Origin of the sequence: Streptomyces sp. NPDC001903, assembly GCF_042891345.1 — a bacterium.
Classification (GTDB): Bacteria; Actinomycetota; Actinomycetes; order Streptomycetales; family Streptomycetaceae; genus Streptomyces.
This window is the reverse complement of record NZ_JBIASZ010000003.1, coordinates 367,170-387,174: the sequence shown is the minus strand read 5'-3', so window position 1 is coordinate 387,174 and position 20,005 is coordinate 367,170. Positions and strand designations below refer to the sequence as shown.

15 protein-coding genes are annotated in these 20,005 nt (G+C 73.5%); 6 read left to right on the top strand and 9 right to left on the bottom strand.

What is annotated here, in order from left to right; all coding sequences use genetic code 11:
- Positions 1-132: 132 nt before the first annotated feature.
- Positions 133-3,699, bottom strand: coding sequence for a S8 family serine peptidase (locus tag ACFYZS_RS08480; protein ID WP_389008210.1), 3,567 nt, complete (start codon positions 3,697-3,699; stop codon positions 133-135).
- Positions 3,700-3,863: 164 nt separating this feature from the next.
- Here ACFYZS_RS08480 and ACFYZS_RS08475 point away from each other — a divergent pair, with 164 nt between their 5' ends.
- From ACFYZS_RS08475 to ACFYZS_RS08465, 3 genes are all read left to right on the top strand, one after another.
- A complete protein-coding gene (locus ACFYZS_RS08475) occupies positions 3,864-5,369 on the top strand; it encodes an MFS transporter (protein ID WP_389008207.1) in 1,506 nt (501 codons plus the stop codon).
- Positions 5,370-5,382: 13 nt separating this feature from the next.
- A complete protein-coding gene (locus ACFYZS_RS08470; protein ID WP_389008204.1) occupies positions 5,383-6,009 on the top strand; it encodes a DUF6629 family protein in 627 nt (208 codons plus the stop codon).
- 91 nt (positions 6,010-6,100) lie between these two features.
- Positions 6,101-7,756 carry a GMC oxidoreductase gene (locus tag ACFYZS_RS08465; protein ID WP_389008201.1) on the top strand — a complete coding sequence of 552 codons (1,656 nt, stop codon included), beginning with the start codon at positions 6,101-6,103 and terminating at the stop codon, positions 7,754-7,756.
- A 72-nt stretch (positions 7,757-7,828) separates the two neighbouring features.
- Here ACFYZS_RS08465 and ACFYZS_RS08460 read toward each other — a convergent pair whose 3' ends face one another.
- The 5 genes from ACFYZS_RS08460 to ACFYZS_RS08440 all read right to left on the bottom strand — a co-directional run bounded on the left by ACFYZS_RS08460 (position 7,829) and on the right by ACFYZS_RS08440 (position 11,927).
- Positions 7,829-8,308, bottom strand: a complete 480-nt coding sequence (locus ACFYZS_RS08460) for a carboxymuconolactone decarboxylase family protein (RefSeq protein WP_030154022.1) — start codon at positions 8,306-8,308, stop codon at positions 7,829-7,831.
- The gene (locus ACFYZS_RS08455; RefSeq protein ID WP_389008197.1) at positions 8,305-9,387 is read right to left on the bottom strand and encodes a dihydrodipicolinate reductase; all 1,083 of its coding nucleotides are present in this window, start codon (positions 9,385-9,387) and stop codon (positions 8,305-8,307) included. Before ACFYZS_RS08455 ends, ACFYZS_RS08460 begins: the two co-directional genes overlap by 4 nt.
- A gap of 57 nt (positions 9,388-9,444) precedes the next feature.
- Complete coding sequence (locus ACFYZS_RS08450; protein WP_037846875.1) at positions 9,445-9,567, bottom strand: DUF6126 family protein; 123 nt, start codon at positions 9,565-9,567, stop codon at positions 9,445-9,447.
- Positions 9,568-9,592: 25 nt separating this feature from the next.
- Positions 9,593-10,189 carry a helix-turn-helix domain-containing protein gene (locus ACFYZS_RS08445; RefSeq protein WP_389008825.1) on the bottom strand — a complete coding sequence of 199 codons (597 nt, stop codon included), beginning with the start codon at positions 10,187-10,189 and terminating at the stop codon, positions 9,593-9,595.
- A 211-nt stretch (positions 10,190-10,400) separates the two neighbouring features.
- Positions 10,401-11,927 carry an ATP-dependent DNA ligase gene (locus ACFYZS_RS08440; RefSeq protein WP_389008193.1) on the bottom strand — a complete coding sequence of 509 codons (1,527 nt, stop codon included), beginning with the start codon at positions 11,925-11,927 and terminating at the stop codon, positions 10,401-10,403.
- Between the two features lie 152 nt (positions 11,928-12,079).
- Here ACFYZS_RS08440 and ACFYZS_RS08435 point away from each other — a divergent pair, with 152 nt between their 5' ends.
- The 3 genes from ACFYZS_RS08435 (at position 12,080) to ACFYZS_RS08425 (ending at position 16,557) form a co-directional block, all read left to right on the top strand.
- Complete coding sequence (locus ACFYZS_RS08435; protein WP_389008190.1) at positions 12,080-14,824, top strand: CocE/NonD family hydrolase; 2,745 nt, start codon at positions 12,080-12,082, stop codon at positions 14,822-14,824.
- Positions 14,821-15,684 (top strand): ABC transporter permease, encoded by an 864-nt coding sequence (locus ACFYZS_RS08430; RefSeq protein ID WP_389008187.1) that lies wholly within the window; start codon positions 14,821-14,823, stop codon positions 15,682-15,684. Before ACFYZS_RS08435 ends, ACFYZS_RS08430 begins: the two co-directional genes overlap by 4 nt.
- A 141-nt stretch (positions 15,685-15,825) precedes the next feature.
- Positions 15,826-16,557 (top strand): carbonic anhydrase, encoded by a 732-nt coding sequence (locus ACFYZS_RS08425; RefSeq protein WP_389008184.1) that lies wholly within the window; start codon positions 15,826-15,828, stop codon positions 16,555-16,557.
- Between the two features lie 108 nt (positions 16,558-16,665).
- On the opposite strand, the gene ACFYZS_RS08420 is transcribed toward ACFYZS_RS08425, so the two are convergent.
- From ACFYZS_RS08420 to galT, 3 genes are all read right to left on the bottom strand, one after another.
- Positions 16,666-17,607 carry an aldo/keto reductase gene (locus tag ACFYZS_RS08420; protein ID WP_389008181.1) on the bottom strand — a complete coding sequence of 314 codons (942 nt, stop codon included), beginning with the start codon at positions 17,605-17,607 and terminating at the stop codon, positions 16,666-16,668.
- 157 nt (positions 17,608-17,764) lie between these two features.
- Positions 17,765-18,922 carry a galactokinase gene (gene galK / locus ACFYZS_RS08415; RefSeq protein ID WP_389008178.1) on the bottom strand — a complete coding sequence of 386 codons (1,158 nt, stop codon included), beginning with the start codon at positions 18,920-18,922 and terminating at the stop codon, positions 17,765-17,767.
- On the bottom strand, positions 18,919-19,983 hold the full coding sequence (gene galT / locus ACFYZS_RS08410) for a galactose-1-phosphate uridylyltransferase (protein ID WP_389008175.1): 1,065 nt from the start codon (positions 19,981-19,983) through the stop codon (positions 18,919-18,921). Before galT ends, galK begins: the two co-directional genes overlap by 4 nt.
- Positions 19,984-20,005: the final 22 nt, after the last annotated feature.

Genomic DNA, 20,005 nt, shown 5'->3' with positions numbered 1-20,005 from the left:
TTCGCCCGGTGCGCCGAGAGCACGTGCCGGGCGCCGCGGGGCAGGCGGGACTTTGCGGACACCCCCTAGGAGTGGACGCGCGAGGGGCGGAGCGCCCTGCGGCGCCCCGCCCCCGTCATCCGCCGGTGCCCGTCAGCTCTTGTCGGGGCGGTCCGTCACCCGCAGGGAGTTCAGCAGCGGCTTGCCGTACCCCCCGTGCGCGACGAAGCGGACGTTGAGCACGCCGTCCGTGACCGTGACCGTGTAGGTCCGGGTCAGGGCCGTGTACGTGCCCGCCTCCAGCGCGATGTCCAGCGAGGGCAGCACCTGCGTGCCCTCGGCCATCACGTCGAAGACCCGCTTGTTCGGCTTCGTCGACGACAGCTCCGCGAAACCGAGCTCCACGGTGTACGTGCCGTTCGGGACGTTGTCGAAGCGGTACTCGTACATGCCCTCACGGGCGTTGCGGAACAGCTTCTGCTCGGCCGTACCCGCGATCGTTCGCCCGGTGGAGTGCGTCGAGGAGCTGCCCTGGTAGCCGTACGAGCCGGCCGTGTACTTGCGGTCCGGGGACCAGCTGTCCCCGAGCGTGTCCGTGGCCCCGGAGTCGGAGCCCGCGTCCAGGGCCACCTGGTAGCGCGGGACCACGACCTTGACCGGGACGGTGAGGACCGGGCTGCGGCCGCTCACCGAGCTGATCCGCAGGTTCGCCGTGAGGACGGAGCCGGCGGCCAGGCCCGTGGTGTCGACGGCCAGGTTCACGGTGGCCTTGCCCCCGATCACCAGGTTCCCGGAGTCGGGGGTGGCCGTCAGCCAGGCCGCGTCCTCGGCCACGGTGAACCGCGAGTCGAGGGTGCCCGTGTTGCTCAGTTCAAGGGTGCGGGTGCGCTTCTGGCCGGCCGGGAGGGCGAGCTCCAGGGAGGGCTGGGACGCGGTGACCCGCGCCGTCGACAGGGACTGGTTGACGGCGGTGACTCCGCCCTGTTCCACGGTGAAGGCGTTGGTCACCCCCGTGTACCAGTCGGCCAGGATCGTGTAGGAGTTCTTGCCGGCGCCGGCCTGCAGGAGGTAGCCGCCGTCCGCCGCGGTGGTGGCCGTGACGGCTTCGGCGCCGAAGCCGACGGTCACCGTGGCTCCCGCGACACCCTTGCCGTCGTTCGCGTCGAGGATCCGGCCCGCGACCACGCCGCTCTTGGTCGTCCTGAAGGCGATGGCCAGCCCGTCGGTGATGCCGGCCTGGTTGAAGGAGTACTTGAAGGCGTCGGTGCCCGTGGCGTTCTCCACGCCGACCGTGGCCGTGGAGCCGCCCTTGATGCCGGTGCCGCCCGTCCCCTTGTACGTGTAGACGACGGTGCCGTCCTCGCTGATGGCCGCCGAGAAGGAGAACTTGTCGGTCTGGGCGGACCAGTGGGACACCTCGCGCCACTCGATCACGTACGTCCGGTGCGGGGCGGTTCCGGTGACGCCGGTGAAGACGCCCGAGCCGCTGCCGGCCGCGCCGACGACCAGGTCGTCCCAGAACGGGTACAGCGCCGCGTTGGGCGTGGCCGTGCTCGGGAGGTCCCCGTTGATGTCACCGGTGTTGTTGCCGCCGAAGCTGACCGTGCCGTTGGTCCCGATCCAGGCCTGGCCGTACGTCTTGCCGTACATCGGGACCGGGAAGGGGAGGTCGACGCGCTCGGTGGTGTTGTCGCCGGTCAGCGCGAGCTGCCGGTCGCCGGCCGCGTACGGGCGGCCGCCCGGGGTGGAGCAGGCGTAGCCGTAGGTGTCGGTGCGCTCGGGCAGCGTGAGCGCGAGCGTCGTGTCGCCCGCGACGGTGGTCTGGGCGCTGCCGCCGGTGACGCAGCGGGAGGAGTGCGCGGCCCGTACCTCGTACGTGCCGTGCGGCAGGGTGACCTCGAAGCGGCCCTGCTCGTCGGCGGTCGCGGTCACCGGGGTGTCCGTGACGGTGACGGTGGCGCCCGCGGCGGGTCCGGCGGCCGAGGTGACGGTGCCGGTGAGCTTGCCGGAGGGGGCCTGGGTGAGGGTGAAGTCGCCGGTGGCCGTGGCGTTCTCGGTCACCGTCGCCGTCGAGGTCTGCTGGCCGTAGCCGAATTTGGAGACCGTCAGCGTGTAGTCGCCGACGGACAGGGAGCGGAAGGTGTAGGTGCCGTCGGCCGCGGTGGTCGTCGTACGGCCGATCGGGCCGGTGGCGGTGACCTTGGCTCCGGCGACCGGCGCGCCGGCCGAGCGGACGGTGCCGGAGACGGCGCCGATGGCGCCGCGCGGGGCGCCCGAGACGGCGGCGAGGGCGTCGAGCTTGCCCTCGCCGAACACGTTGTTGTCGGCGGCGTTGCCGCCGCACTGGCCGTTGTCGGTGTCCTGGGCGGTGCCGTTCAGCAGCTGCTCGGTCTGCGCGACGTCGCCTTCGAGGGCGGGGGCGGCCGACCAGAGCAGGGCCACGGTGGCCGCGGTGTGCGGCGAGGCCATGGAGGTGCCGGAGAAGGCCTCGTACCCGCCGCCGGGGACGGAGGAGCGCACGTTCACGCCGGGGGCCGCGATGTTCGGCTTGACGATGCCGCCGGGGCCCGCGCCGCGCGAGGAGAACGACGCGATGGCGCCGTTGATGTCGAAGGCGCCGGAGCTGTAGGAGCTCGCGTAGTCACCGGGCGAGCCGCTGGTGGCGCAGCCGGGGCCGGAGTTGCCGTTGGAGAAGGCGGGGAAGATGCCGGCGGCGCGCCAGGCGTCGACGATCTGCTGGTACCAGTCGTCGTGCGTCGCGCTGCCCCAGGAGTTGTTGACGACGTGCGGGGCGAGGTCGGGGCGCGGGTTGTGGCCGCCGAGGTCGGTCGGGGCGACGATCCACTGGCCGGCGGCGAGGAGGGAGGCCTCGGAGCAGGAGTTGGTCTCGCAGCCCTTGGCGGCGATCCACTTGGCCCCGGGGGCCACGCCGATCTTGTTGGCGCCGCCGTCGTCGCCGACCATGGTGCCCATGGTGTGGGTGCCGTGGTCGTTGTTGTCGCAGGGGGCCGCGGTGGGGCAGACGCCGGCCGGATCGAACCAGTTGTAGTTGTGGTCGTAGGACCCGTCCGCGTTCTTGCCGCGGTACTGGCCGTTCACGGCCGGGTGCGTGTAGTCGACGCCGCTGTCGATGTTGGCGACGACGATGCCCTCGCCGCGCACGCCGAGCTGGTCCCAGACCTGCGGGGCCTTGATGCGGTCGATGTTCCACTCGACGGCGTCGGCGGCGGCCTTCTCCCGTTTGCCCTCGGCGGGCTTGGGGAGGGTGACCTTGTCGTCGGCGTCGATCCGGGAGACCTCGGGGCGCTGGGCGAGGGTGCCGGCGAGTTTCTGGCTGCCGACGACGCGCACGGCGTTCACGATCCAGTAGGAGGTGTATTCGGCCTTGGCGCCGTCGAGGGCCTTGATCACCTCGGCCTGGCTGCGCGCGGCGTGCTCCTGTTTGGCGTGCAGAACCGTTTCAGCTTTGGCGGCACGGGTCTTCTGCCGCCCCGCCGCCGTGAGGTCGGCGGCGCTGTTCAGATACACCCAGAAGACGGCCTTGCCGGCGTCCTCGAGCTGGGTGCGGAGTTTCGGCTCGATCTTGCGCTCGGCCGCCGCGGGGGTGGGGCCGGGTTCCGGCGCGGCCGCCGCCACGCCCGCTCCTACGGGCAGGAGCAGGGCCGCGGTGAGAGCGGCGAGCGCCGCGCGTAATGATCGTCGCCTGTTGCGTTGGGCCACGTGTGGTCCTCCTCGGACGCCGTGTGCAGGTTGTGCGGGAAGGGCGTGCGCGACGTGCGCGGTCATGGTGAAGGAAGGGTCATGGACATTACAAGAGGGCCTAATGAGCCGTACGCTGCGCGCCTGGGGTGGCCATCGCGGCCCCGGCGGGCCAGCCTGAAGACATGACCGATCCAGCGCCGGGCACGGAAGAACGCGTTCCGGCCGGGCCCGGTGTGCCGCTCGCCTCCGCCCGGGGCCGGTGGATCGTACTGACCACCGTGCTCGGGTCGACCATGGCCCTGCTCGACTCGACCGTCGTCAACGTCGCCCTCCCCACCATCGGGGTGGACCTCGACGCCGACATGGCCGTGCTCCAGTGGACCGCCAACGCCTACATGCTCACGCTGGCCGGACTGATCCTCGTCGGCGGAGCGCTCGGCGACCGCTTCGGGCGGCGCCGGATCTTCGTCCTCGGGGTGGTGTGGTTCGCGGGCGCCTCGCTGCTGTGCGGGATCGCGCCGAACGCCGGGGTCCTGATCGCCGCGCGAGCCCTTCAGGGCGCCGGCGGCGCCCTGCTGACCCCCGGCTCCCTCGCGCTGATCCAGGGCTCGATCGCCGCCGAGGACCGGGCCCGGGCCGTCGGGCTGTGGTCGGGGTTCGGCGGGGTGGGCGCGGCCGTGGGGCCGTTCCTCGGCGGCTGGCTGGTGGACGGGCCCGGCTGGCGCTGGGTGTTCCTGCTGAACGTGCCGGTGGCCGCGGTGTGTGTGCCGATCGCCCTGCGGCACGTACCGGAATCGCGCGATCCGCAGGCGCACGGGCGGTTCGACGTGCTCGGCGCCGCCCTGGGGGCCGCCGCACTCGCCCTGGTGACGTACGCGCTGATCGAGGCCCGGTCCGGGTCCCCGCTGGTGATCGCCTCGGCCGTCGCGGGCGTGCTGCTGTCCGCCGTGTTCGTGTACGTCGAGCGGCACCGGGCCGATCCGATGCTGCCGCCCGACATCTTCGCCTCCCGCCAGTTCACGGCCGTCAACGTGGTCACGCTGTTCGTGTACGCGGCCTTCAGCGGGTTCTTCTTCCTCTTCGTGCTCCAGCTCCAGGTGGTCTCCGGCTACTCGGCCCTGGGCGCGGGGGCGGCGCTGCTGCCGACGACCGCACTGATGCTGCTGCTGTCGGCCCGGTCGGGGGCGCTCGGGGAGAAGATCGGTCCGCGGATCCCGCTCACGGTGGGGCCGCTGCTGTGCGCGGCGGCGCTGCTGCTGATGCTGCGGGTGGGGCCGGACGCCTCGTACGTACGGGACGTGCTGCCGGCGCTGATCGTGATGGGCATGGGCATGGTGGCCCTGGTGGCTCCGCTGACGGCGACCGTGCTGTCCTCGGTGGACCCCGGCCGGGCGGGCCTGGCCAGCGGCATCAACAACGCGGCCGCGCGGGCGGCCGGGCTGCTGGCGGTGGCGGCGCTGCCGCTGCTGGCCGGCATGGGACCGGACGCCTACCGCTCGGCATCCGAGTTCGACGCCGCGTTCGGGCGGGCCATGCTGTGGTGCGCGGGGCTGCTGGTGGTGGGCGCCGTCGTGGCCTGGACCACCGTGCGCAAGCCCGTACCGGGGGCGGGGTGCCACCCGGAGTGCCACACCTTCTGCGCGACCACCGCTCCGCCGCTCGAACCCCCGAGGACGGCGAAGCCCTGACCGGCGGCGCGCCATGTGCTGGAACGCCACGGCAGACCTGACGGCGGGTGCGGCCATCACCGCCCTCGGCGTCGTGTGCGTGGCACGCCTACGGCGGGCCCGCGATCTGCCGATCGCCGCACTGCCGTTGCTGCTGGGCGCCCACCAGCTGGTGGAGGCCGCCGTCTGGCGCGCGGGCGGCGGCTGCGGGCCGGCCACCACGGCCTGGGTGGCGATCGCCCTGCCGGCGCTGCCGGCCTGGGTGCCGCTCGGGGTCCTGCTGGCGGCCGCCGCGGTGGACCGGCGCCGCCTGTGGGCGCCCGCGGCCGTCGGCGTGGCCACCGCCGCGGTGCTCTCGTACTGCCTCGCGACCCGGCCGGCCGTCGCCGAGATCCGGGGCCACACCCTCGGCTACGGCGTGAATGTTCCGTGGATGCCGCTCCTCCTCGCGGGCTACCTGTTCGCCACGCTGGGAGCCCTGCTGCTGTCCGGGGACCGGCGGCTGCGCCTCCTCGGCGCGGTGCTCGGCGCCGGGGCATTGGCCTGCTCAGCGCTGTGGCGGCTGGAATTCGCCTCCACCTGGTGCGCCTTCGCGGCGGTCGCCTCCCTGCTGGTCCTGGGGTGGGTCCGGCGTCCCCGGCCGGGCACCCCTGTGACGTGACAGGCCGAAAGTTACCTAGACGTATGTAGTGACTTCCCATGCGACCGGCAGTAGAACTCGTTCCCATTCCGCCGAGAGTGAGGAACGTCACATGAGTGACAAAGGCCTGCACAAATCCGGCTCCAATGGAATCTCACGTCGTGGATTCATAGCTAGAACTGGTTCTATTCTGGGGGCCGCGGCCCTCACCGGTCAGATCACCCCCGCCCACGCGCGGACCGCCGCCGCGTCGGCGGCGGCCGCCGGCCCCATCGACGACGGCGCGCACGTGCCGGCCCTGGTGATCGGCACCGGCTACGGGGGCTCCGTCGCGGCCCTGCGGCTCGCCCAGGCCGGCGTCGACGTCCACATGATCGAGATGGGCATGGCCTGGGACACCCCGGGCCCCGACGGCAAGATCTTCTGCAACACGACCACGCCCGACCAGCGCTCCTACTGGCTGCGGACCAGGACCAAGCAGCCCCTGAGCAACTTCCTCGGCTTCCCCATCGACAAGGACATCCCCCGCTACACCGGGATCCTGGACGCCGAGGAGATGGGCGGCATCATCGTCTACCAGGGCCGCGGAGTCGGCGGCGGCTCGCTGGTCAACGGCGGTATGGCGGTCACCCCGAAGCGCTCGAACTTCGGCGCCATCCTCCCGTCGGTGGACGCCGAGGAGATGTACGGCACCTACTACCCGCGGGCCAACGCCGGACTCGGGGTCGGCCTCGTCGACCCGGCCTGGTTCGACACCGTCGACTGCTACCAGTTCGCCCGCGTCGGCCGCAAGCACGCCCAGCGCTCCGGCTTCCCGTTCGTCTTCGTCCCGGACGTGTACGACTGGGACTACATGAAGCAGGAGGCCGCCGGCACCGCCCCCAAGTCCGCGGTGGCCGGGGAGATCCTCTACGGCAACAATTACGGCAAGAAGTCCCTGCAGAAGACCTACCTCGCCCAGGCGAAGGCCACCGGCAGGGTCACCATCTCCGCGCTGCACAAGGTCACTTCCGTCTCCCCCGCGTCGGGCGGCGGCTACACCGTCGTCATCGACCAGATCAACACCACCGGCGCCACCACCGCCACCAAGACCGTCGTCGCCGACAAGGTGTTCTTCGCGGCCGGCAGCGTCGGCACCAGCAAGCTGCTCGTGAAGCTCAAGGCCACCGGCGCGCTGCCCGCCCTGAACGGCGAGATCGGCAAGGGGTGGGGCGACAACGGCAACGTCATGTGCGGGCGGGCGAACCACCTGTGGGACCCCACCGGCAAGGTCCAGGCGTCCATCCCCTGCGGCGGCATCGACAACTGGGACGCGGGCGGGGCGTTCGCCGAGGTGGCACCGCTGCCGACGGGGATCGAGACGTACGCCTCCTTCTACCTGTCGATCACCAAGAACCCCAACCGCGCCCAGTTCACCTACAACGCCGCCTCGGGCAACGTGGAGCTGAACTGGCAGACGGCGTGGAAGCAGCCGTCCATCGACATGGCCAAGACCATCTTCGACAAGATCAACTCGAAGGAGGGGACGATCTACCGGACGGACCTGTTCGGCACCAACAAGATCTGGGGCGACCACCTCACCTACCACCCGCTCGGCGGCGCCGTACTGAACAAGGCCACCGACAACTACGGTCGCCTGCACGGCTACACCGGCCTGTACGTGATCGACGGCGCGCTGATCCCCGGCAACACCAGCGTCAACCCGTTCGTCACCATCACCGCGCTCGCCGAGCGCAACATCGAGAAGATCATCGCCACCGACCTGTAGGCGGTCCGCACGCAGACCCGGGGCCGTCGGAGGTGCCGACCGGCCCCGGACCCGTTGCCCTCGCAGCCCGCGTCAGTGCCCCGGCAGTACGCACACGCTGTCGAGGCCGAGCACGTGGTTGAGCCGGCCGAAGGCCAGCCAGGACCCGATGCTCATCGTCAGCTCCACGATCTCGAGCTGGCTGTACCGCGCGGTCATCCGCTCCCAGAACTCCTCGTCGAGGTTGTGGTGGTCGAGCGTGTAGCGCTCCGCGTACTCCGCGGCCAGCCGGGTCCGTTCGTCGAACCGGTCCGTGGTGCGCCAGTCGGTGACGGCGTCGGAGAACTCCTCCTCGACCTTCTCCCCGTCCCGCTCGGTCCGCCAGTCGAGGCAGAACACGCATCCGTTGATCTGGGCGACGCGCAGCCGTGCGGCCTCGAACTCGCGCAGTCCCAGGGTGGTGTGGGCGTACACCGACAGCGAGAAGTTCGCCGCCGCCATCCCGATCCCGGGGACCATGTCGCCCCACACGTACTCGATCGGGTGCTGGCCCTCGGGTATGTCGATCCTCATGGCTTCTTCCTTCCGAGCTTGCCGATGGCGGGCCGCAGGGGGACGTCGAGGGCGTCGTAGAGGCCCGGTTCGGCCTCCACCAGCCAGTCGATGGCGCCGACGAGGCGTCCGACGGCGGTGGCGTTGCCGCCCGCCGAGCGGTTCTCGCCCTCGTCGGTGGCCTCGACGGTGACCTCGATGTGCGGGCGGCCCTCGATGATGACGCGGTGGGCGCCGTCGCCGCCGTCGGGCGGGGACGGCCAGTCGGGGGCGCAGGAGGCGTGGATGCGGGTGACGTGCTCGATGACCAGGCGGGGTTCGCCCTCGACGATGCCCTGCACCTCGAAGCGGATGGCGCCCTGGGTGCCGGCCGCGAACTCGCCCATGGTGCGGGTGGTGACGGTGGTGTCGAGGGCCCGGCGGTCCACGGTCTCGCGGATCTCGTCGAGTTCGACGCCGAGCGCCCGGGCCATCATGCGGATCTGCCCGCCCCAGACCATGGTGGGGACGGACGGCATGAGCATCATCGGCTCGAAGTCCATGGGCTGGCCCATGCCGACGAGGTGGCGGACCGAGTCCGGCTGGTCGTAGGTGGAGTAGTCGAATATCTCCTGGCAGCGGATGGCGTCGATGGTGCCGCCGACTCCGCTGAGCAGGAGCGGGAGCACGTCGTTGCCCCAGCCGGGGTCGACGCCGGAGGCGAACAGCGAGCCGCCGCCCTCCGCCACGGCGGCGGCCACCGGATCGCGGAACTCGGGCGGGGCGTTGCGGTGGTCGTACAGCGGGTAGAGGGCGGGGCTCACGACGACCGCGCCGGAGCGGATGGCCCGGGTGATGTCGGCGAGCGCGTCGTCGGGGCGGGTGTCGCCGGAGGCCGCGTAGACGACGGCCTGCGGCCGGGCGGCGAGCACCGCTTCGATGTCGTCGGTGGCCAGGACCCCGGTGTCGTGGTCGAGTTCGCCGAGCCGGCCCGCGTCGCGGCCGATTTTCTCGGGATGGTGGACGATGACGGCGGCCAGTTTCAGCGCCGGATGGGCCTCTACGGCACGGATGGCCAAACGGCCGACGTTGCCGGTACCCCAGACAACCGTGGAAATCATGCGCGGAGGGTAGCGACAGGACCTGCACGTTTCCAGAGCCGCGGGCCCGGTCCTTCGCTACTGGTTCTGGCCGCCGAGGACGAAGAGGAGGTAGACGAAGAAGGCGAAGAGGTGGCCGACGAACAAGTAGGCGACCAGCCGAATCAGCAGGCCGCGCGGGAACTTGGACTGGAGCTTCATGAGGGGACTCCTGGGATGGGAGGGGTCAACGGTGGTGTGCGGGCGCGCCGGAGGCACCGCCGCCGCCGAGGCAGAGCCCGGCGAGGCTGCTCTGCAGCAGGGTGTGGACGAACAGCAGGTCGGCGCCGCCCTGGGTGGCCGCGCCGATCCGGTGCGGGGTGAGGGAGTCGAAGTGCGCGCTGTCCCCCGGCTCCAGCAGGTACTCGGCCTCGGCCAGGTGCAGCCGCAGCCGTCCCTTCAGGACGTACAGCCACTCCTCGCCGGGATGTACGCGGACCAGCTCGCCCTGGCTGCGCCCGTGGGGCACGTGCACGCGCAGCGCCTGCATCCCGCGGCCGGAGCCGCCGGCCTGCCAGTACGTCCACCCGTCGGCCTCGCGGGCGCCCGGACCGCCGGCCCGTACGATGGGATCGGCGACGGCGGGGGTCTCGCCGAGCAGTTCCGAGACCGTCGTACCGTAGGTGCGGGCGAGTCCGAGCAGCAGGGGCAGCGAGGGCTGGCGCCGCCCGGTCTCCAGCCGGGACAGGTGTGCGGGCGAGAGGCGGGCCCGCGCGGCGGCGGCCTCCAGGGTGAGCCCGGCGCGGCGGCGCAGGTCGCGCAGCTGCGGTGCCACGGAGGGCATCTCGTCGTCAGCGGCTCCGAGGTCGGGGCCGAGGTCGGCTCCGAGGTCGGGGCCGAGCGGTTCGCCGGGACCTTCGGGGCCGGGGGCAGGACCGGATGTCATGCCCCGATTGAGCCAGAATCCTGCCTCCCTGGCAATTTCCCTTGCCTCTGAGGCAAAAACCCCAGCGGACCCGCCCTCTCCCGTCCTCCCCTCGCCCGCCCTCCCCTCGTCATCCTCCGCCGAGTACCGTCTCCACCGTGTCCGCCTCGTCCGCACGCTTGTCCGGGCGGTACCGCAGCACCCGCGCGAAGCGCAGCGCGACCCCGGCCGGATAGCGCGGGGAGCGCTGGAGCCCGTCGTACGCGATCTCCACGACCAGTTCGGGCCGCACCCGCACGGTGTACCCGTCGTCGTCGACCGCCAGCTCCCGCAGCCGGTCGGTCTGCCAGCGCAGCATCTCGTCGGTGAGCCCCTTGAAGGTCTTGCCGAGCATCGCGTACGTGCCGTCGGCGGCCCGCGCCCCGAGGTGCAGGTTCGACAGCAGTCCGGTGCGCCGGCCGTGGCCCCGTTCGACGGCGAGCACCACCAGGTCGAGGGTGTGCACCGGTTTCACCTTCAGCCAGTGCTTGCCGCGCCGCCCGGCCGCGTAGACGGAGTCCAGGCCCTTGACCATCACCCCCTCGTGACCGCGCCGGAGGGTCTCGGCCCAGAACTCCTCGGCGGCCGCCGCCTGCTCCCGCGGGTCCTCGACGGCGAGCCGGCGGACCCGGGAGTCCCGCGGCACGAGCGCGGCGAGCGCCGCGTACCGCTCCCGCACCGGGAGGTCGAGGAGCACCTCGTCCGCCACGGCCAGCACGTCGAAGAAGTACGGGACGACCGGCAGCGTCCGCCGGGCGGCCTCGACGTCGACCCGTGATCCGACCCGGCTCGCCACCTCCTGGAAGGGCACCGGGCGGCCGTCCGGAGCCTGACCGATCACCTCGCCGTCGAGGATGAACCGCTCCCCCGCCAGCGCCCGCGCCAGCTCCGCCACCTCCGGCAGCCGGCCGGTGATGTCGTCCAGGGAGCGCGTGTACACCCGGACCTCGTCCCCGTCGCGGTGCACCTGCACCCTGATCCCGTCGAGCTTCTCCTCCACCGCGCAGGGCCCGAGCGCGGCCAGGGCCGCGGCCACCGACGTGGCGGTGTTGGCCAGCATCGGCTGTACGGGCCGCCCGACGCGCAGGGTGACCCCGCGCAGCGCCGCCGCCCCGTCGGCCAGCACCGCCGCGGCCACGCGGGGCAGCGAGCCGTCGAGCATCGCGGCGCGGCGCAGTTCGGCGGCGGGCACCCCGGCGGCCGCGGCGACCCCTTCCAGGGCGACCGCGTCGAGGGCGCCCTGGCGGACCTCGCCGGAGAGCAGGCTGCGCAGGAACCGCTGCTCGGGCTCCGTGGCCGCGCCGAGCAGGGCGTCGAGGATCCGGCGGCGCTCGGCCTGCGCGCCGGCCCCGGCGACCGCGGCGAAGGCGGTCACCGCCGCGTCGACGGCGCTGACGGTCAGGGTGGGCTCGGCGGCGGGTTCGACCTCGGCGGCGAGCGCGCGCCAGCCGATGCCCGGCCGGCCCTGCGGGAGGCGCCCGGAGAGGTACGAGACCACCAGAGCGGCCTCCTCCCGGGGCGCGCCGGCGAACACCTCCGCGAGCAGGGCCGTCTTGCGGGAGCGGGCGGAGGTCTCGGCGACCTCCCGGGACACGCGCGCGACCTCGGCGAGCAGCATGCCGTCATCCTCCCGCCGCCCGGCGTGGTCCGCAGGTCGGGTCCGGGTACCGCAGGTGCGGTATGCCGGGCCGCCCGGGTACTCCTCCAGGAGGTGGAAGGTTCCGCCCGGGGGCGCTCAGGGGCCGGGAGGGCGGCGTCTAGGGTTTCGGTATGAAGCCCCGACTGCCGAAGCTCCGGCTGCCACGGCGCCGCCGCGCCCGCCTGCTCGCGGGGGCCGCCGCGCTCGCCGTCGTCGCGGGGGCGGGCACCTGGACCGCCGCCGCGTCCGGCGAGGCGCCCTCCGTACACCGCCAGGACCGCATGGTGGAGATGGACGGCGCGGCGATCGACACCTCGTACTTCACGGCCGGTGGCGGGCAGAAGCGGCCCGCCGTGCTCCTCGGGCACGGGTTCGGCGGCAGCAAGGACGACGTCCGCGCGCAGGCCGAGCGGCTGGCCCGGGACGGGTACGCCGTCCTGACCTGGTCGGCGCGCGGCTTCGGCCGCTCCGGCGGCCAGATCGGGCTGAACGATCCCGAACACGAGGTCAAGGACGTGTCCCGGCTCGTGGACTGGCTCGCCCGGCAGCCCGAGGTGCGGCTCGACGGGGACGGCGATCCGCGCGTCGGCGTCGCGGGGGCCTCGTACGGCGGGGCCGTCTCGCTGCTCGCCGCCGGCTACGACCGGCGGGTCGACGCGATCGCCCCGCAGATCACGTACTGGAACCTCGCGGACTCCCTCTTCCCGCAGGGCGTGTTCAAGAAGCTGTGGGCGGGCCTGTTCTTCACCACCGGTTCCGCCGACGGGATGCGGCCCGAGGGCATCCCGGGGACCGCGGCCGCCCCCGCCTCCGGCCCTTCCGGCGCGGGCACCGCCACCGCCACCGCCTGCGGGCGGTTCCAGCCCGAGCTGTGTGCGATGTACGAGCGGGTCGCGGTGGCCGGGAAGCCCGATGCCGAGGCCCGCGCGCTGCTGGAGGCGCGCAGTCCGTCGGCGGTCGGGGACCGGATCAAGGTGCCGACCCTGATCGTGCAGGGTCAGGAGGACTCCCTGTTCCCGCTGGACCAGGCCGACGCGATGGCGAAGGCGATCGCGGCGAACGGGGCGCCCGTCGCGGTGGACTGGGCGGCCGGCGGGCACGACGGCGGCATGCGCGAGGCGGGGCGGGTCGAGGACCGGGTGACCGCCTGGTTCGACCGCTACCTCAAGGAGGACCGGGGCGCGGACACCGGCCCGGCCTTCCGCGTCTCGCGCTCCGGTGGCATCGATTCCACCGACGGTGCGGTGCAGTTGCGCGGCGCGAGCGGCGAGCGCTATCCGGGGCTCGCCTCCGCTCCCCGCGCGTTCGCCCTGAGCGGGCGGGAGCAGAGCTTCGTCAATCCGGCGGGCGGCGCCCCGCCCGCACTGTCCTCGCTGCCCGGGATCGGCGGGCAGCTCGCCGCCGTCGGGGCCGGGCTGTCGCTGGACTTCCCCGGGCAGAACGCCCGGTTCGAGTCGGAGCCGCTGGCCGAGGGGGTACGGGTCACCGGGACCCCGACCGTCACCCTGAACGTGAGGTCGACGGCTGCCGACGGTTCGGCCGTCCTGTTCGGCAAGGTGTACGACGTCGGGCCCGACGGGCGGCAGCAGGTGCTGCCGAGTCAGCTGGTGGCCCCGGTACGGGTGGAGAACGCGCAGCAGGGGGCCGCGGTGGAGCTGCGGCTTCCGGCCGTCGACCACCTGGTGGAGGCCGGGCACCGGCTGCGGCTGGTCGTCGCCGCCACCGACCTCGGCTACGCCTCCCCGGCCGCGCCGGCCACGTACACGGTCTCGGTGCGGGGCGGCCTGGCCGTCCCGGTGGCCGACGGGGTGCGCACGGCCTCGGCGGGGCTGCCCGCGTGGGTCTGGGGACTGCCGCTGGCTGCCGCGCTGCTGGCCGCGGCCCTGCTGGGGGTGCGGAGGACCGGTCGGGAGGGTGCGGGGGCGCGGGGCCCGGCAGCGCAGCCCGAGCCCGCGCCGGCCGACGTACCACTGGAAATCACGGGGCTGACGAAGCGGTACCGGGGCGTACAGGACCGCTACGCGGTGCGGGACCTGTCCTTCCGGGTGGAGAAGGGGCAGGTGCTGGGTCTGCTCGGGCCCAACGGCGCCGGCAAGACCACGACGCTGCGGATGCTGATGGGGCTGATCTCGCCGGACGCCGGGGAGATCCGGGTGTTCGGGCACGCGATCCGGGCCGGGGCACCCGTGCTGTCGCGGGTCGGGGCGTTCGTCGAAGGGGCCGGCTTCCTGCCGCACCTGACGGGGCGGGCCAACCTGGAGCTGTACTGGCAGGCCACCGGGCGTCCGGCCGAGGACGCGCACCTGGCGGAGGCCCTGGAGATCGCCGGGCTCGGCGACGCGCTGGAGCGTGCGGTGCGCACGTACTCGCAGGGCATGCGGCAGCGCCTCGCGATCGCGCAGGCCATGCTCGGGATGCCGGACCTGCTGATCCTCGACGAACCGACGAACGGTCTGGACCCGCCGCAGATCCGGGAGATGCGGGACGTGATGATCCGGTACGCGGCGGGCGGGCGGACGGTCATCGTCTCCAGCCACCTGCTGTCGGAGGTGGAGCAGTCCTGCACGCACCTGGTGGTCATGGACCGCGGTCGGCTGGTACGGGCGGGCGAGGTCGCGGAGATCACGGGCGGCGGGGACACGCTGCTGGTGACGCTGGCCGGGCCGGTGGACGAAGGGACCGTGGCGAAGGTGGCCGCGCTGGAGGGAGTGGGTGCGGTGACGGCCGCCGATGACGGGCTGCTCGTACGGCTGGAGGGCGCGACGGCCTCCGGGCTGATCGCCGAGCTGGTGGCGCTGGAGGTGCCGGTGAGCGCGGTGGGTCCGCACCGCCGGCTCGAGGACGCGTTCCTCACGCTGATCGGAGGTGCGGCATGAGCACGCTGACCGAGGTGGCCCACGGCTACCGGGCGAGCCGTACGCTGCCGCTGCGCGTGGAGGCGCTGCGGCAGTGGCGCCGGCGGCGCACGCTGGTGATGGGCGGGGTGCTGGCCGCACTGCCGTTCATCATGATCATCGCGTTCGCGGTGGGCGGCGGGCAGGACGGCGGGGGCGGCCGGGACGGCCGGATCACGCTCATCGACACGGCGACGGCCTCCGGGGCGAACTTCGCGGCCACGTGTCTGTTCGTGTCGGCCGGCTTCCTGCTGGTGGTGCCCGTGGCGCTGTTCTGCGGGGACACCGTGGCCTCGGAGGCGAGCTGGTCCTCGCTGCGCTACCTGCTGGCCTCGCCGGTGCCGAGGACCCGGCTGCTGTGGAGCAAGCTGGTGGTGGCGCTGGGCTTCAGCCTCGCGGCGATGGTGCTGCTGCCGGCGGTGGCGCTGGCGGCGGGCACGGCCGCGTACGGCTGGGGTCCGCTGAAACTGCCGACGGGCGGCTCGCTGTCGGCCGCGGAGAGCGTGCCGCGCCTCGCGCTGGTGGTGGCCTTCGTCTTCGTGTCGCAGCTGGTCACGGCCGGGCTGGCGTTCTGGCTGTCGACACGGACGGACGCGCCGCTGGGCGCGGTGGGCGGGGCGGTCGGCCTGACGATCGTCGGCAACGTGCTGGACGCGGTGACGGCGCTCGGCTCCTGGCGGGAGTTCCTGCCCGCGCACTGGCAGTTCGCGTGGGCGGACGCGCTGCAGCCGCAACTGGAGTGGGGCGGGATGATCAAGGGGACGGCGGTGTCGGTGTCGTACGCGCTGGTGCTGTTCGCCCTCGCGTTCCGCGGTTTCTCCCGCAAGGACATCGTCTCCTGAGGTGGGCCGCGGGCGTGGGCCGTCTGTGGCAATCGGGGCGGCGGGCACGTGCGCCTGCCGCCCGGTCGCCCGCGGGGCCCTGAACAATCGCGGTCGTCACGACGTATGGACGCGGCCGCGCGGCACCGAGGGGTACGACCGATGCGCACTGCAGGACTTCCGGCCCGCAGGGCCGTGCTGACCGGAGGCCTCGCGGCCGCCGCCGTCGCCCTCTCGGGGTGCTCGTCCCCTTCGCTCCCGAAGGTGGCGACCGCGGCCCCGCAGCCGCGGCCGGCCACCCCGCAGGCCGCGTACGCCCGCCTGATGGAGGGCAACAAGCGCTGGGTGAGCGGCAACCTCGACCACCCCGACCGCGATCCGGAGCGGCGCGAGCTGGTCGCCGAGGCGCAGGACCCGTTCGGGGTGGTCCTCTCGTGCATCGACTCCCGGGTGGCGCCCGAGCTGATCTTCGACACGGGGCTCGGAGACCTGTACGTCCTGCGCACGGGCGGGCAGGCGGTCGGCCCGGTGGTGACCGGCTCCGTCGAGTACGGGCCCATGACGGGCGGGACCCCGCTGGTGGTCGTGCTCGGCCACCAGCGGTGCGGGGCCGTCGAGGCGGCGTACACGTCGCTGAAGGCGGGCAAGCCGCTGCCCGGCAACCTGGAGGCGCTCGCGAAGGCGATGGTGCCGGCCTACGAACTGACGGCCGGGAACCCGGGCGCCGACCCCGTCGACACCATGACCCACCACCAGATCACCGTGACCGCGGCCGACCTGCGGGCCAACTCCGACCTGGGGCCCCTCGTGAAGAAGGGCGCCCTCGCCGTCGTCGGCGCGTACTACTCGCTGGACACCGGCAAGGTCGAGGTCCTGACGGGCGCGCCCGCCTGAGCCCGGCTGAGCCCGGCTCACGGCGGGCTCACGGCGGGCTCACGGCCGGCTCACGGCGGGCTCACGGCGTGGGTCACGGCGGGCTCACGGCTTGGGTCACGGCCTGGGTCACGCCACCGCGATCGCGTCGATCTCCACGAGCAGTTCGGGCTCCAGCGGGCGGTCGGCGACCGCCGCGTTGGCCCGCACCTGCTCGGGCGAGGTGGCGCCGGCGATGACGGAGGAGCAGCCGGGCTGCGCGGAGAGCCAGCCGATGGCGAGTTCGAGGAGGCTGCGGCCGTACTTGTCGGCGACGGCGGCCAGCGCCTCGACGGTGTCGAGCCGCTCCTCGGTGACGTAGCCGTCGCGGCCCTCCAGCCGGGAGCCGGCCGGTACGGCGGCGCCCCGGCGGATCTTGCCGGTCAGCAGGCCGTTGGCGAGCGGGAAGTACGGGAGCACCCCGAGCCCGTAGTGGACGGCCGCCGGAACGAGCTCCTGCTCCGCGGCCCGCTGGAGCAGCGACCACTCGTTCTGCGCCGACACGAAGGGCACCGCACCGGTCTCGCGGGCGACATGGGCGGCTTCGGCCAGCTGCCAGCCGCTGAAGTTGGAGTGGCCGATGTAGCGGATCTTGCCCTCGGCGACGAGCTCGGTGAGCGCGGCCAGGGTCTCGGCGACGGGGGTCGCCGGATCGGGGCTGTGCAGCTGGTAGAGGTCGATGTGGTCGGTGTCCAGGCGGCGCAGGGACTCCTCGACGGCCCGCCGGACGTAGGCGCGGCCGCCGAGGGATCCGGCGGCGGGTCCGTACTCCATGGACATGCCCGCATAGCCGAACTTGGTGGCGAGGACGACCTGGTCGCGGCGGCCCTTGAGGGCCTGCCCGAGGTGGCGCTCGGAGCCGCCGCGTCCGCCGTAGATGTCGGCCGTGTCGAGGAGCGTGATCCCCGCGTCGAGGGCGGCGTCGACGACGGCGCGGGTGGCCTGCGCGTCGAGGCGGCCGCCGAAGTTGTTGCAGCCGAGCCCGACGGCGGAGACCCGGAGACCTGAACTGCCCAGCGGGATGTAGCGCATGCGTTTCGTTCCTCCGAACGTCAGAAGGGATCGGCGAGAGTCTTGCGGATGCCCCGGTCCCCGTCCACCGCACGGGCGGCGGGGTCGGGGGCGGGGGCGCAGGCGGCGGGGGCGGTGGGGTCAGGGTCGGGTTCGGGTTCGGGGTCCCCCGCCCTGCTCAGAGGATGCGCCCGGCCCCGGCGGCCGGGGCCGCCGCCCTCACGCGCGGCGGTGTGAACCCGGCCGCGCCGAAGGCCTCCGTGACCGCCCGGGTCACGTCGGCCTCGGCGTCGGCGTCGATCAGGGCCAGGGCCGAGCCGCCGAATCCGCCGCCGGTCATCCGGGCCCCGTACGCACCCGCGGCGTTGGCGGTGGCCACGGCCAGGTCGAGCTCCGGGCAGGAGACCTCGTAGTCCTCGCGCAGCGAGGCGTGGCCCTCGGTGAGCAGCGGGCCCGTCTCGCGCAGCCGTCCGGCGCGCAGCAGTTCCACCACCCGTACGACCCGTTCGTTCTCGGTGACGACGTGCCGGACGCGTCGGCGCCGGACCGGATCCCCGAGGCGGGCCAGCGCCGGCTCCAGGTCCTCGTAGGGGAGGTCGCGCAGGGCGGGCAGCCCGAGCGCGGCGGCCGCGCCGTGGCAGGAGGCGAGGCGCTCGGCGTACGCCCCGTCGCCGAGGGCGTGTTTGACGCGGGTGTCGATGACCAGGAGGCGCATCCCGGCCGCCGCGCAGTCGAAGGGGATGTGGCGCTGTTCGAGGGAGCGGGTGTCGAGGTGGAGGGCGTGGCCCTCGGTGGCGCAGGCCGAGGCCGTCTGGTCCATCACCCCGCAGGGCACGCCGACGTACGCGTTCTCGGCTCGGCGGGCCAGTGCGGCCAGTTCGGGCCGGGTGAGCGGGATCCCGTACAGGTCGGTGAGGGCGAGGGCGGTGGCCACCTCCAGGGCGGCGGAGGAGGACAGTCCGGCTCCGGTGGGTACATCGGAGCGGATGTACAGGTCGGCGCCGCCGATGGGCAGGCCCGCGTCGAGCAGCGCCCACGCGGCTCCGGCGGGGTAGGCGGCCCAGCTCTCCGGGCCCTCGGGCGGTCGGGCCGGGTCGAGGGCGTCGAGTGGGAGGGTGACCACGCCCGTGGGAAAGCCGGCGGAGTGGAGCCGCAGCATCCGGTCGGGGCGGCGGGCGGCGGCCGCCTCGGTCCGGTGCGGGAGGGCGAAGGGCAGGGCGAAGCCGTCGTTGTAGTCGGTGTGTTCGCCGATCAGGTTGACCCGGCCCGGAGCCGCCCAGACCCCCTCGGGCGCGGCCCCGTACAGCCGGTGGAATCCGTCCGCGGCCGTGCTCATCGGCTCGCCACCTCCCGCAGCCGCGCGGCCGCGTCCTCGGGCCGGACGTCGTTCATGTAGGCCTCCATCCCGGATTCGGTGCCCGCCAGGTACTTGAGCTTGTCCGCGGTGCGGCGGACCGTGAAGAGCTCCAGGTGGAGGGCGAAGTCGGCCCGGGCCCGGCCCTGGTCCTGACCCTCGTCGCCGCCGGAGATCGGCGCCTGGTGCCAGGCGGAGATGTACGGGGTGGGCGCGGGCGTCCCGAACAGCCGGTCGAAGCGGCGCAGCAGCTCCAGGTAGACGCGCGGGAATTCGGCGCGGGCGGCGTCGTCGAGGGTCGTCAGGTCGGCGGTGCGGCGGTGCGGGTAGAGGTGGACCTCGTACGGCCAGCGCGCCGCGTACGGGACGAAGGCGGTCCAGTGCTCCCCTTCGAGGACGACCCGGGTGCCCTCGGCGCGTTCGGCGGCGAGCACTTCCTCGAAGAGGTTGCGGCCGGTGCGGGCGCGGTGGGCGGCGACGGTGGCGAGCATGCGGGTGGTGCGCGGGGTGATGAAGGGGAAGGCGTAGATCTGCCCGTGCGGGTGTGCGAGGGTCACGCCGATCTCGGTGCCGCGGTTCTCGAAGCAGTAGACCTGCCGGACCCCGGTGCGGGCGGAGAGTTCGGCGGTGCGGTCGGTCCAGGCGGCCAGGACGAGCGCGGCGCGTTCCTCGTCGAGCTCGGCGAAGGAGGTCCGGTGGTCGGGGGTGAAGCAGATGACCTCGCAGCGGCCGGTGTCGCCGGCGAGGGAGGGGAAGCGGTTCTCGAAGACGACCACGTCGTAGTCGGGGGCCGGGATCTCGCTCGCGCGCCCGTCGGTGGAGGGGCACAGCGGACAGGCGTCGGCGGGCGGGTGGTAGGTGCGGCCCTGGCGGTGGGAGGCGATGACGACGGCGTCGCCGAGCAGCGGGTCGCGGCGGACCTCTGAGGAGGTCGCGGAGGCGTCGAGGGGACGGGTGTCGGGGACGGCGCGGGCCGCCCCGTCGTCGGCGTCGTAGTACAGGATCTCGCGGCCGTCGGCCAGGCGGGTGCTCGTTCGCTTCACGGGAAGAGCTTCTCTCAGGGGA